This is a genomic window from Achromobacter sp. FW305-C-13 (assembly GCF_058783475.1).
The window spans coordinates 2,010,555-2,023,412 of the sequence record NZ_JBYSYN010000001.1 but is presented as its reverse complement, the minus strand read 5'-3'; the positions used below and the strand labels follow the sequence as shown (position 1 = coordinate 2,023,412).

Below are 12,858 nucleotides of genomic sequence, written 5' to 3'. Positions count from 1 at the left end.
CAGACGGCGACCAGCGCGTCTTTCCAAAGCAGCACACGAGGAGACCGTCATATGTTGGGCCAGCGTATCGTTACCGCCGTCATTCTGTTGGCCATTCTGGCCGCCGCGATGATCAGCGCCAATCCCTGGTGGTTCGTCGCCTTGCTCGCCCTGGCTGCCGCGTGCGCCAATTGGGAGTGGCTGCGCCTGACGTTGCCGCAACCCCCGTCCCCCCTGATCTCTGTCGGCGTCGCCGTGCTGCTGTTTGCCGGCATGCTGGCGCTGACTTCCGCCTGGCTGACCGGCGACGGAACCGGTGTGAGTGATCCTGCCTGGGTGCTGTACTACGTGGTGCCCGCCGTGGCCGCCGTGTGGCTGTTCGGCGGCGTGACCGCGGTGGTCCGCGGGCGCTCGGACGCGGCGCCCGCCAGCCTCGGCTGGTCGGTGTTTTCGGTGCCGGCGGCATTTGCGGCGTGGGCGGTGCTGGCGCAGATGTTCATGGCGCGCGGTGCGGGCTTCGTCGTATCGCTCCTGGCCCTGGTCTGGGTTGCGGACATCGCTGCCTATTTTGCCGGTCGCGCCTTCGGCAAGCGTAAACTGGCTCCGCGAGTCAGTCCGGGCAAGACCATCGAAGGCGCCATCGCGGGTGTGCTGGGCGCCGTGGTCTGGATTGGTCTGTCCAGCTTGTGGTCGGGTTCGTTCGGCGCTGCCTTGGTCGAGCGCTGGAGCTTCTGGCTAGCCTTGCCGATCGCCGCGCTCCTTGGCGTGCTGTCCATTGTGGGGGACCTGTTCGAGTCGCTGCTCAAGCGCCGGGCCGGCCGCAAGGATTCCAGTACGCTGCTGCCCGGCCATGGCGGGGTCTATGACCGTATCGACGCGATTCTTCCCGTCGCGCCGTTCGCGCTACTTTTGTCTGGAGTGTTGTTTTGACGGCTTTTCAACGCGTCGTCGTGCTGGGGTCGACTGGTTCGATCGGTGAGAGCACGCTGGATGTGATTGCCCGCCATCCCGAACGGCTGGCGGTTTACGCGCTGTCCGCGTACAGCCGCATGGAACGCCTGGCAGAGCAGGCTGAGGCCAGCCGCGCCGCCGTCGTGGTGGTGCCCGACGAAGCTGCCCGCAAGCGGTTTGTGGCTGCTTGGGCTGGATCCCAGGCTATGCCTGAAATTCGCGTGGGCGCCCAAGCGCTTGCCGACACTGCCGCCGACCCGCAATGCGATTCGGTCATGGCTGCCATCGTCGGTGCTGCCGGCCTGCCAGCGGCGCTGGCCGCCGCCCGCACGGGTAAGCGTGTGCTGTTGGCCAACAAAGAGGCGCTGGTCGCCGCTGGCTCGCTCTTCATGCAGGCAATACGCGACAACGGCGCAGAATTGCTGCCTATCGACAGCGAACATAACGCCATCTTCCAGTGCATGCCGCATGGCGGGCGGGCAGGTGCGCCCGACGCGCCGGCTCCCGGCGTTCGGAGACTGCTGCTCACGGCCTCGGGCGGCCCCTTCCGGAATCATGACCTGGAAGACCTGCACGAGGTGACCCCGGACCAGGCGTGTGCCCATCCCAACTGGAGCATGGGACGCAAGATTTCGGTCGATTCGGCCACCATGCTGAACAAGGGCCTGGAAGTGATCGAGGCGCATTGGCTCTTTGCCATGCCGGCCGACCGCATCGAGGTCGTAGTGCATCCCCAAAGCGTCGTGCATTCGATGGTGGAGTACAGCGACGGATCCATCCTGGCTCAAATGGGCCAGCCCGACATGCGCACGCCCATTGCCTACGGGCTGGGATTTCCCGAGCGGCTCGATAGCGGCGTGGGGCCGTTGGACCTGACCCGACTGGGCCGCCTGGACTTCGAAAAACCCGATCTGGCCCGCTTCCCGTGCCTGGCGCTGTCGTTCGCCGCATTGCGGGCGGGGCAGGCGGCCTGCGTTGCGCTCAATGCCGCCAACGAGGTCGCCGTCGAGGCGTTTTTGGGCGGACGGCTTGCCTATACCTGGATTCCCCGAGTGATCGAGGCCTCCCTGGAGTGGCAGGCGCGGCAGGCATCTGTTACGCTCAATAGTCTTGACGATGTGCTTGCGCTGGATTCCGACGCGCGCCGCTTCGCAGGTAACCTGGGGCTGGCCTGATGGCCGGCCGCGCTTGCTTTCAGATTTTCTAGATCCCGATCCCGATGCTTTTCACCCTGCTGGCCTTTGCGGTTGCGCTTGGCTCCCTGATCATCTTCCATGAGCTGGGACATTACTGGGTAGCCCGCCTGTGCGGGGTGAAAGTGCTGCGTTTTTCGGTGGGCTTCGGCAAGGTCATCTTGCGCCGCACGGATCGCCACGGCACGGAGTGGGCGGTTTCCGCCTTGCCGCTGGGCGGCTACGTCAAGATGCAGGACGATCCCCCTCCGGGCGCCTCGGCCGCCGAGGTGGCCAGCGCCTTCAACAACAAGTCCGTCGGCAAGCGTATCGCCATCGTCGCCGCGGGTCCCATTTTCAACCTGATCCTTGCGGTCTTCCTGTATGCCGGCCTGAACATGGCCGGCACGGATGAACCGCAAGCCATCATCGCTCAACCCGCGGTGGACACGCCGGCTGCCCGGGCCGGCCTGCTGCCCGGCGACCGCATCCTGGCAATCGACGGCCAGGAAGTCAGCTCCTGGTCGGATGCCCGCTGGCGCCTGATGGATGTCATGGCCACGGGCGGCCGCGCCCAGATCGAGGTCACGACGCCGGCTGGCGCCGTCCAGCAGCGTGAACTGAATCTACCCGCCAACGCAATGGACCCGGCCGGCGGCGATCCGTTGGCTGCGGCCGGCATCCGTCTGGCCCAGCCCAAGCCTGCCGTGCGCGCCGTCAACGACGGTGGGGAAGGGCAGGCGGCAGGCCTGCGCCAGGGCGACCTCGTCATCGCGGTCAACGGCCAGCCCACGCCGGACACCGGCGCATTGGTCAAGCAGATCCAGGAAAGCGCCGGCAAGACGCTGTCGCTGACCCTGGTGCGCGACGGCGCCAATATCTCGCTCAACGTCACCCCGCGCCCTGAATTGGTCAACGGCCAGGAAATCGGCCGCCTGGGGGTGCAGCTCGGTGGCGATATTCCGATGGTCACCGTGCGCTACGGCATTTTCGAAAGCGTGTGGCGCGGTGCCGTCCGCACGTGGGACACCGCCTGGTTCTCGTTGCGCATGATGGGCCGCATGGTGACGGGCGACGTGTCATGGCGCAACGTCAGCGGCCCCGTCACGATCGCGGATTACGCCGGCCAGACCGCCAGAATCGGCATTGTTGCGTATATCGCCTATATCGCGTTGATCAGTATCAGTCTGGGCGTACTAAATTTGCTCCCCATTCCTATGCTGGATGGTGGCCATCTGCTGTACTATCTCGTCGAAATTGTGCGGGGTAGCCCGCCGCCAGCGAGGTGGATCGATATCGGACAGCGCGCCGGCATAGGTTTATTGGCAGGCCTTATGGGGCTTGCGCTGTTCAACGATTTCACGCGTTTGTTCACTTAAACGCGATTTAGCATAAAATCCCCCGCCATTTGCACGACCGAGGATACTCAAGGATGTCTTTTCGCCGGATGTTTCATCACAAAAAGGGTGTACTGCCGGGTCTGATCGCCGCATTGCTGCTGCCGGCCATGGCCCAAGCCTTCGACCCTTTTGTCGTGCGGGATATCCGCGTAGAGGGTATTCAACGGACTGACGCCGGCACGGTGTTCGGCTATCTGCCCGTCAAGGTCGGCGAGAAGTTCACGGAAGAAGAAGCGACCGAAGCGATCCGCCGCCTGTACGGCACGGGTTTCTTCACCGACGTGCAGATCCAGACGGACAACAACGTGGTCGTTGTGGTCGTGCAGGAACGCCCGACGATCGCCTCCGTCAACTTCAACGGCATGCGCGAATTCGATTCCAAGGCCATCACCACCTCGCTGGGCCAGGTGGGATTCGCCGAGGGCCGCATTTTCGACCGCTCGATGCTTGAACGTGCGGAATACGAACTGAAGCAGCAGTACCTGTCCAAGGGCAAGTACGGCGTCGAAGTGACCTCCACCGTGACCCCGCTGCCGCGTAATCGCGTGGGCGTGAGCTTCGACGTGTTCGAAGGCTCCGTGGCGCGCATTCAGCAAATCCGCTTCGTCGGCAATAAAGCCTTCTCGGAAAGCGATCTGCTGGACGAGTTCAAGCTGACGACGCCGGGCTGGCTGACCTGGTACACCGACACAGACAAGTACTCGCGCGAAAAGCTCGAGGGCGATCTGGAACGCCTGCGCTCGTTCTACCTGGACCAAGGCTACCTGGAATTCTCGGTCGAGCCGCCGCAGGTCACGATCTCGCCGGACCGCAAGGACATCAACATCACGATCACCGTTCACGAAGGCGAACCCTACAAGGTCCGCAGCGTGAAACTGGCCGGCAATCTGCTGGGCCTGGACAAGGAAATCAACGCGCTGGTGCAGACCAAGCCGAATGAAACGTTCTCGGCTGCCAAGGCCAACGATTCGGCCAAGGCCATCACCGACTACCTGGGCGAGCTGGGTTACGCGTTCGCCAACGTCAACCCGAACCCGCAGCTGGACCGTGCCAAGCACGAAGCCGATCTGACGTTCTACGTCGACCCGAGCCGCCGCGTTTATGTGCGCCGGATCCAGATCGGCGGCAACACCCGTACGCGCGATGAAGTCGTGCGCCGTGAAATGCGCCAGCAGGAAGCGGCCTGGTACGACGCCAAGGACATCAAGACCTCGCGCGACCGCGTCGATCGCCTGGGCTACTTCAGCGACGTCAACGTCAAGACCGATCCGGTCCCGGGCTCGCCCGACCAGGTCGACGTCAACGTCGACGTGAAGGAAAAGCCCACCGGCATGATCAACCTGGGCGTGGGCTACGGCTCGTCCGAAAAGGCGATTCTGTCGGCCGGTATCAGCGAAGACAACGTCTTCGGCAGCGGCACCAACCTGACGCTGCAGTTGAACACCAGCAAGACGAACCGCGCGATCGTGCTGTCGCACACCGATCCGTACTGGACCAAGGACGGCATCAGCCGCACGACGTCCGCGTATTACCGCGTGACCGAACCCTGGAACAACAACGACGGTGATTACCGCGTCAAGGCGATCGGCCTGGGCATGAACTTCGGCATTCCGATTTCGGAATACGACCGTATCTTCCTGGGCGCGAACTTCGAACACAACCAGATCGACCTGTTCACGAATTCGCCGCAGGCCTACAAGGACTTCGTCGGCCAGTACGGTGATTCGACGAACTCGGTGATCTTCAGCACGGGGTGGTCCAACGACACGCGTGACAGCGCGCTGGCGCCGACCAAGGGTTCGTATACGCGCCTGAAGGCGGACGTGTCCACGGTCGACCTGCAATACACCATGCTGACCGGCCAGCAACAGTACTTTGTGCCGCTGGGCGGTTCCTACACCCTGGCGCTTAACGGCATGGTGGATTGGGGCCGCAGCTACGGCAGCAAGAACTACCCGATCATCAAGAACGTGTATGCCGGCGGTATCGGCACCGTTCGCGGCTACGAAGGTTCGTCGCTGGGTCCGCGCGATACGCTCACGGGCGATTATCTGGGCGGTACGCGCCGCGTGATTGCCAACGCGCAGTTGTACCTGCCGTTCCCGGGCGCCTCGAAGGACCGCACGCTGCGCTGGTTTATCTTCAGCGACGCGGGTCAGGTGGCGGCGGGCAGCGGTTTGAGCTGCACCCGCGGACGTAACAATACCGAGGTCGAAGATCCTTGCGGCTGGCGCTTCTCGGCCGGCGTGGGCTTGTCGTGGCAGTCGCCGATGGGTCCGCTGCAGCTGTCCTACGCTCGTCCGCTCAATTCCAAGGCGGGTGACGACAAGCAAAGCTTCCAGTTCCAGATCGGGACAGGTTTCTAAGCGCGCCGTTACGCTTGAAAACAAGGGAGGGGCCTACCGGCCCGGCTCCCTTGCTGTTTAGTGGCACAATACATACTTTGGCTTTGCCTTACTGGAAGGTGAGATTTTCATGATGTCTGATTTCGCACTTAAATCATCGAAGACGCCGGGTGCCAAGCGCCGTGGCAAGCTGGGCGGCTCCATTGCCCTGGTGGGTGCGCTCATTCTCGGTTCGGCTGCTGCGATTCCCGCACAAGCTCAAAACACCAAGATCGGCTTCGTCAATACCGAGCGGATCCTGCGTGAGTCGGGCCCGGCGAAGACGGCGCAAAGCAAGATCGAAGCTGAATTCAAGAAGCGCGACGACGAACTCCAGCGCCTGAACAACAGCCTGCGTTCGCAAGCCGAAAAGTTCGACAAGGACGCACCTGTCCTGTCGGAGTCGGACCGCGTCAAGCGTCAGCGTGAACTGTCGAACCTGGATACCGACCTGCAGCGCAAGCGCCGCGAATTCCAGGAAGACTTCAATCGCCGCCGCAATGAAGAATTCTCGGGCATCGTGACGAAGGCCAACGAGGCCATCAAGCGCATCGCCGAGCAAGAAAGCTACGACCTGATCATCCAGGACGCCGTGACGGTCAACCCGCGCATCGACATCACCGACAAGGTGATTCAGAGCCTGGGCAAGTAAGCAGTACCCGTCGAGTTATGCCGGTTTTACTGGATCTTGCCCGCGCGCCGACGCTTGAAGCACTGTTGAGCGCTGCCAATACCCAGGGCATGGACTGGCGTATCAGCACGGCCCCCGGCGCGGACCCCTTGCGGGTCTGCGGCATCGGGACCCTGTCTTCGGCAGGCAGTCAGGAAATCGCTTTCCTGGCGAACCCCCGCTACCAGAGCCAGCTCGGCTCGACGAAGGCAGGGGCGGTCATCGTCTCCGCCGAGGTCGCCGAGGCCCTGGAAGCCGAAGGGGCTGCCCGGCCGCCGTTCGCGCTGGTCGTCTGCAAACATCCCTATCTGCTTTACGCGCGTGTGGCGCAGTGGTTCGATGCCGCCCGGCGGCCTGCGGAGCCTGCCGCCACGCACCCATCGGCAGTCGTCGCGCCCGACGCGGTGATCGAGGAAGGCGTGCGTATCGGCCCCAATTGTGTCGTGGAATCCGGTGCGCGCATCGGCCGCGATACGGTATTGGGGCCGGGTTGCGTCATCGGCGCCGGATCGTCTGTCGGGCCGGGAAGCCGGCTGCATGCGCACGTCACGCTGTACGAAGGCGTGAAGGTGGGCGCGCGGGCGATCATCCACAGTGGCGCCGTGCTGGGCGCGGACGGATTCGGCTTCGCGCCGGACCCCTCGCTGGGCAAGGGCGCCTGGGGCAAGATTCCCCAGCTGGGCGGAGTGACGGTCGGCGCCGACGTTGAAATCGGGGCCAACACCACGATCGACCGCGGCGCGCTGGACGACACCTTGGTGGCGGACGGCGTCAAGCTGGACAACCAGATCATGGTGGCGCACAACGTGCGCATCGGCGCGCATACCGCTGTGGCGGCGTGCGTCGGGATCGCGGGTTCGACCACCATCGGCGAACGCTGCACCATCGGCGGCGCGGCGATGCTGTCGGGCCACCTGGTTTTGACTGACGACGTCCACATATCGGGTGGCACTGCGGTGACGTCCAGCATTTCGAAGCCTGGCCGCTATACCGGGGTGTTCCCGTATGCGGAACATGGCGAATGGCAGCGCAACGCAGCCGTGATACAACAGTTGGCGCAACTGCGCCGCCGCGTGCGGACGCTGGAAAAAGACTAGGGCGCGCGGTTGCCGCCCTGGCGTGCACGCGCCAAAATTATTTCATTTCGCAGGAAAGCATAGAAAAATGGAACTCGACATCAAGGGGATCATGGAGAGGCTGCCGCATCGTTATCCGATGCTGCTGATTGATCGCGTCGTTGAAATGGTGCCTGGCAAATCCATTGTCGCCATCAAGAATGTCTCGATCAACGAACCGTTTTTTAACGGTCACTTTCCTCACCATCCGGTGATGCCGGGCGTGCTCATCGTGGAAGCCATGGCGCAAGCCTCGGCTTTGTTTTCGTTCACGGACGAGAACGGCGGCCTGAAGTGCGAAGGCTCCAAGACGGCGTACTACCTGGTCGGCATCGACGGCGCGCGTTTCCGCCGCCCCGTGGTGCCGGGTGACCAACTGCGCATCGAAGTCGAAGCCGAACGCCTGAGCCGCAGCATCTGTAAATACGCCGCGCGCGCGACAGTCGACGGACAGGAAGTGGCGTCCGCCAAGCTGATGTGCGCGATTCGCAGCCTGGAAGAGTAAATGGCAGGACATATCCATCCTACCGCTGTCGTTGACCCGGCGGCAAAAATCGACCCGACTGCCGTGATCGGACCGTTCGCAGTGGTGGGGCCTGATGTGACCATCGGCGCGGGCACCGAGATCGGCCCGTACTGCATGGTCGACGGTGTCACGACCATCGGGCGCAACAACCGCTTTTACCGCTACTGCTCCATCGGCGGCATGCCGCAGGACAAGAAGTATGCGGGCGAAAAGACGCGCCTGACGATCGGCGACGGCAACACGGTACGTGAGTTCGTCACACTGAATACCGGTACCGTGCAGGATGGCGGCGAGACGACGCTGGGCAATGACAACTGGATCATGGCCTATGTGCACGTCGCGCATGACTGCCATATCGGCAGCCACACGATCCTGGCCAATTCGGTGCAGCTGGGCGGCCACGTACACGTGGGCGACTGGGCCATCATCGGCGGCTTGACTGGCGTGCACCAGTTCTCGCGGATTGGCGCGCACACCATGACGGGCGGCAATAGTTCGCTGATGCAGGATTCGCCGCCTTTCGTGCTGGCGGCCGGCAACCCCTGCCGTCCGGTGGGGATCAACGTCGAAGGCCTGAAGCGCCGGGGCTTTACCCCGGTGATGATTTCGGCCCTGCGCGAAGCCTACAAGATCATTTTCCGCCGCGGTTTGCCGCTGGATGCAGCGCGCGCTGAATTGCGCAAGCGCCAGCAAGAGATCCCCGAGGCGGCCGAGCATCTGCAAACGCTGCTCGAGTTCCTTGACGTCGCATCGCGCGGCATCATTCGTCCATGAGCACGCGGATCGGCATGGTGGCCGGCGAGCCTTCGGGCGACTTGCTGGCCGGTCGTATCATTGCCGGTCTGCAAGCGCGCGATCCCGGCGTCCACTGCGAAGGCATCGGCGGGCCGCAAATGCAAGCCCGCGAATTCGATGCCTGGCACCCCATGCATGCCCTGACGGTGTTCGGCTACGTGGATGCTTTGAAGCGGCTGCCCAGCCTGCTGGGCACCTATCGCGACGTCAAGCGCCGCTGGCTGGCTGAACCGCCCGCCGTATTTGTCGGTATTGACGCGCCCGATTTCAACCTCCGGCTGGAGCATCAACTGCGCCTGGCCGGTACCCCTACGGTGCATTTCGTCGGACCCTCCATCTGGGCCTGGCGCTACGAACGCATCCACAAGATCCGCGAATCGGTGTCGCACATGCTGGTGCTGTTCCCGTTCGAGGAAGAGATCTACCGCAAGGAAGGCATTCCGGTCACGTATGTGGGCCATCCGCTGGCCGGCGCCATCCCCATGGAGCCGGACCGCGCTGCGGCGCGCGCGCGGCTGGGCATCGATCAGGACGCCCGGGTGCTGGCGATTCTGCCCGGCAGCCGCTCGTCTGAGATCCGGCTGTTGGCGCCGCGTTTCCTGCAGGCCGCGCAACGCCTGCTGAAAAAGGATCCGGCCCTGCAATGCGTCGTGCCCATGGTCAATGACCAGCGGCGCGCGGAATTCCAGGCCATCCTGGCCGAGCACCCGGTGCCCGGCCTGCGCTGCATTACCGCGGACGATCTGCATGGCGCGGGCGGCGACCGCAAGGCGCCGGTGGCGTGGTCGGTCATGGAAGCCGCCAACGCGGTGCTCGTCGCCAGCGGCACTGCCACGCTGGAGACGGCGCTCTACAAGCGGCCGATGGTGATTTCGTACGTGCTGTCGCCCTGGATGCGCCGGATCATGTCGTGGAAATCCGGGCAGCAACGGCCGTACCTGCCTTGGGTGGGGCTGCCGAACGTGCTGTTGCGCGATTTTGCGGTGCCCGAGCTGCTGCAGGACGACGCCACGCCCGAAAAGCTGGCCGAGGCCACGTGGGCGTCGCTGACCGACGATGCGCTGATTGCGCGCGTCGAGGCCCGCTTTACTGCCATGCACCAGGAATTGCTGCGCGACACGCCAGCCCTGGCCGCGCAGGCGATCCTGGAGGTGGCCGGTGGAGCAGCCTGACCTGTTTGCGGCCCCCGAACAGCCGGCGATGCTGACGGCCGGCGTCGACGAGGCGGGCCGCGGTCCGTTGGCCGGCGCCGTCTATGCGGCCGCAGTCATTCTGGACCCGGATCGGCCGATCGAGGGGTTGGCGGACTCGAAAGTGCTGAAAGCCGCCCGGCGCGAAGCGCTGGCATTGCAGATCCAGGAGCGCGCGTTGGCCTGGTGTGTCGCCAGTGCCAGCGTCGGCGAGATCGATTCTCTGAATATCCTGCGCGCCACCATGCTGGCGATGCAACGGGCTGTCCAGGGCCTGTCCATGCCGGCGCAACTGGCGCTGGTAGACGGCAACCAGGCGCCCAAGCTGGCCTGCACGGTGCAGACCGTCATCAAGGGCGACGCCCTGGTGCCCGCGATCTCCGCTGCATCCATTCTGGCCAAGACTGCGCGCGATGCGGACCTGATGCGCCTGCACGCGCTGTATCCGCAATACGCGTTCGACCAGCACAAGGGATACGGCACGGCGCTGCATCTGCAACTGCTGCGCGAGCATGGCCCCTGCGCCGAGCATCGCCGCAGTTTCGCTCCCATCAAGGCTTTCGGCCTGGTCTCATGAAGCACATCAGTTCCCGCGACAATCCCGCGGTCAAGGCGCTGGCCAAGTTGGCGGGCACCGCGGGCAAGCGCGGCGCGCCCGTGCTGCTGGACGGGGTGCACCTGTGCCAGGCGTGGCTGCAGCATCATGGCGCGCCCGATCAGGCCGTCTTCGATGTTGACCGCCTGTCTCAACCCGATATCGCCGCGCTGGCGGCGGCCGTCCCCGATTCCCGTTGCCTGGCACTGGACGCCCGGTTGATGCAATCGGTGGCCAGCGTGGAAAGCGGGCAGGGCGTCGCATTCCTGGTAACGCCACCGGCGCTGGAGCTGCCGGTGGCGGTGGAAGAAAACTGCGTGCTGTTCGATCGTATCCAGGATCCTGGCAACGTCGGCACGCTGTTGCGCACCTGCGCGGCAGCCGGCGTCAAGCGGGTGTTCCTGGCGACCGGTACCGCGGCCGCCTGGTCGCCCAAGGTGGTGCGTAGCGGCCAAGGCGCGCATTTTTCCCTGGCAATCCACGAGCACGTCGATCTTGCCGGCTTGCTGCCGCGGCTGCGGGTGCCGTTGGTGGCTACCGCGCTCGACGGCGCCCAGAACCTGTATGCCGGGCGCTTGCCCGCGCAATGCGCATGGGTGTTCGGCCATGAAGGGCAAGGCGTCGCGCCGGCGTTGCTGGCCGTGGCGGAACTGAAAGTCTGGATTCCCCACGACGCCGTGGCGGTGGAGTCCTTGAACGTCGGCGCGGCGGCCGCCATCTGCCTGTTCGAGCAACGGCGGCAAGTGTTGGGAGAACGTGCATGAAAGCGTTTGGTTCACTAATTCCGGCTGCTTGCCTGGCGGCGTTGCTGGGCGCGTGCGCCTCGACTTCGCCCGTGAGCGCCGTATTCGTGCCGGTCGTGGCGAGCGAGGCGTCGAGCGTGTCGCAATTGTCGCGCGACGTCGTGGCGCATGTGCCGGACGGCGAGGCCTACACGTTGCCCGAGGGCTCTCGGTGGCGGCGAGTCGGGGCCTTGGTGCAGGGCGACGTCTATCGGCCCCTGGGCGAACCGCTGCGGGTCGGCAAACGCGGCGGGTCGGACGCCTATCTCGTGGCGTCTTCGGGCAAGCTGTTGGGCTTCTATTTGCCCAGCGGCAGCATGTTCGTGCCGCTTGGCAAGCCGGTCGTGCTGCCATTCTCGCAGCGCCAATGATCAAATACAAAAAGGGCCGCTTCTTATGCGGCCCTTTTTTCATGTGCAGCGTTTGGATGTGGGCGGGACGTCAGCCGCGGTCCAGGCCCACTTCCTGCAATACCGTCGTCGCGATTTCTTCGATCGACTTGGTGGTGCTGGACAGCCAGGAAATCCCTTCGCGGCGCATCATGCGCTCGGCTTCCGCGACCTCGTAACGGCATTGCTCCAGCTGAGCGTAGCGGCTGTTGGGGCGGCGTTCGTTGCGGACTTCGGCCAGGCGCTCGGGTTGGATGGACAGGCCAAACAGCTTGGCGCGGTGCGGCGCGATGGTCGAGGGCAGGGTGCCGCGCTCGAAATCGTCGGGGGTCAGCGGGAAGTTGGCCGCCTTGATCGCGTATTGCATGGCCAGGTACAGGCTCGTCGGCGTCTTGCCGCAGCGGGATACGCCGACCAGGATGACGTCGGCCTGATCCAGCTGGTTCACGAACTGTCCGTCGTCGTGCGCCAGGCTGAAGTTGATGGCGTCGATCCGGTTGCGGTATTTCTCCGAATTGGCCTGCATGTGCGAGCGGCCGATGGAGTGACTGGACTTCAGGCCCAGTGCTTGCTCGATATGGCTGACGAAGGTGCCGAACAGATCCATGAAAATCCCGTTCGCCTGGCGAACACGGGCCAGGATCTCGGGGTTGACCAGGGTGCTGAACACAATGGGAGGAACACCGGCTTCCAGGGCGCTGCGGTCGATGCGCATGGCGACCTCGGCGGCTTTCTCCAGGGTGTCGACGAAAGGCAGGCGGATCGGCTTGAAATCGACCTCTTCGAACTGGGAAAGCACCGACTGGCTGAAGGTCTCAGCGGTGATGCCGGTACTGTCGGAAACGATGTATACCGTGCGTACGATCGGGGTAGATGTCATGTGTAAAAAATTCCAACCAGTCAGATAGCC

13 protein-coding genes are annotated in these 12,858 nt (G+C 64.2%); 12 read left to right on the top strand and 1 reads right to left on the bottom strand.

What is annotated here, in order from left to right; translation table 11 throughout:
- Positions 1 to 51 precede the first annotated feature (51 nt).
- The 12 genes from AC3WMU_RS09085 to AC3WMU_RS09030 all read left to right on the top strand — a co-directional run bounded on the left by AC3WMU_RS09085 (position 52) and on the right by AC3WMU_RS09030 (position 11,930).
- A complete protein-coding gene (locus tag AC3WMU_RS09085) occupies positions 52 to 909 on the top strand; it encodes a phosphatidate cytidylyltransferase (protein WP_006223437.1) in 858 nt (285 codons plus the stop codon).
- A complete protein-coding gene (locus tag AC3WMU_RS09080) occupies positions 906 to 2,105 on the top strand; it encodes a 1-deoxy-D-xylulose-5-phosphate reductoisomerase (protein WP_280028545.1) in 1,200 nt (399 codons plus the stop codon). Before AC3WMU_RS09085 ends, AC3WMU_RS09080 begins: the two co-directional genes overlap by 4 nt.
- A gap of 44 nt (positions 2,106 to 2,149) precedes the next feature.
- Entirely contained in the window at positions 2,150 to 3,481 is a 1,332-nt protein-coding gene (rseP, locus tag AC3WMU_RS09075; protein WP_454676736.1) for an RIP metalloprotease RseP, read from the top strand.
- A gap of 53 nt (positions 3,482 to 3,534) precedes the next feature.
- On the top strand, positions 3,535 to 5,868 hold the full coding sequence (gene bamA / locus AC3WMU_RS09070; protein WP_006223433.1) for an outer membrane protein assembly factor BamA: 2,334 nt from the start codon (positions 3,535 to 3,537) through the stop codon (positions 5,866 to 5,868).
- Positions 5,869 to 5,977: 109 nt separating this feature from the next.
- Complete coding sequence (locus AC3WMU_RS09065) at positions 5,978 to 6,538, top strand: OmpH/Skp family outer membrane protein (RefSeq protein WP_006223431.1); 561 nt, start codon at positions 5,978 to 5,980, stop codon at positions 6,536 to 6,538.
- A 17-nt stretch (positions 6,539 to 6,555) separates the two neighbouring features.
- Entirely contained in the window at positions 6,556 to 7,653 is a 1,098-nt protein-coding gene (gene lpxD / locus AC3WMU_RS09060; protein ID WP_492282203.1) for a UDP-3-O-(3-hydroxymyristoyl)glucosamine N-acyltransferase, read from the top strand.
- A gap of 67 nt (positions 7,654 to 7,720) precedes the next feature.
- Positions 7,721 to 8,176 (top strand): 3-hydroxyacyl-ACP dehydratase FabZ, encoded by a 456-nt coding sequence (fabZ, locus tag AC3WMU_RS09055; protein WP_006223429.1) that lies wholly within the window; start codon positions 7,721 to 7,723, stop codon positions 8,174 to 8,176.
- Complete coding sequence (gene lpxA, locus AC3WMU_RS09050; RefSeq protein WP_006223428.1) at positions 8,177 to 8,971, top strand: acyl-ACP--UDP-N-acetylglucosamine O-acyltransferase; 795 nt, start codon at positions 8,177 to 8,179, stop codon at positions 8,969 to 8,971.
- A complete protein-coding gene (gene lpxB, locus AC3WMU_RS09045) occupies positions 8,968 to 10,164 on the top strand; it encodes a lipid-A-disaccharide synthase (protein WP_088588324.1) in 1,197 nt (398 codons plus the stop codon). The genes lpxA and lpxB overlap by 4 nt, the downstream gene beginning before the upstream one ends.
- The gene (gene rnhB, locus AC3WMU_RS09040; RefSeq protein WP_006223426.1) at positions 10,151 to 10,759 is read left to right on the top strand and encodes a ribonuclease HII; all 609 of its coding nucleotides are present in this window, start codon (positions 10,151 to 10,153) and stop codon (positions 10,757 to 10,759) included. The genes lpxB and rnhB overlap by 14 nt, the downstream gene beginning before the upstream one ends.
- Positions 10,756 to 11,541, top strand: a complete 786-nt coding sequence (locus AC3WMU_RS09035) for a TrmH family RNA methyltransferase (RefSeq protein WP_492282202.1) — start codon at positions 10,756 to 10,758, stop codon at positions 11,539 to 11,541. The genes rnhB and AC3WMU_RS09035 overlap by 4 nt, the downstream gene beginning before the upstream one ends.
- Positions 11,538 to 11,930, top strand: coding sequence for a hypothetical protein (locus AC3WMU_RS09030; protein ID WP_492282201.1), 393 nt, complete (start codon positions 11,538 to 11,540; stop codon positions 11,928 to 11,930). Before AC3WMU_RS09035 ends, AC3WMU_RS09030 begins: the two co-directional genes overlap by 4 nt.
- Positions 11,931 to 12,000: 70 nt before the next feature.
- Here the strand turns inward: AC3WMU_RS09030 and ppsR are convergent, their stop codons facing one another.
- Positions 12,001 to 12,828: a posphoenolpyruvate synthetase regulatory kinase/phosphorylase PpsR gene (gene ppsR / locus AC3WMU_RS09025; RefSeq protein WP_006223423.1), complete on the bottom strand. Its 828-nt coding sequence runs from the start codon at positions 12,826 to 12,828 to the stop codon at positions 12,001 to 12,003.
- Positions 12,829 to 12,858 lie beyond the last annotated feature (30 nt).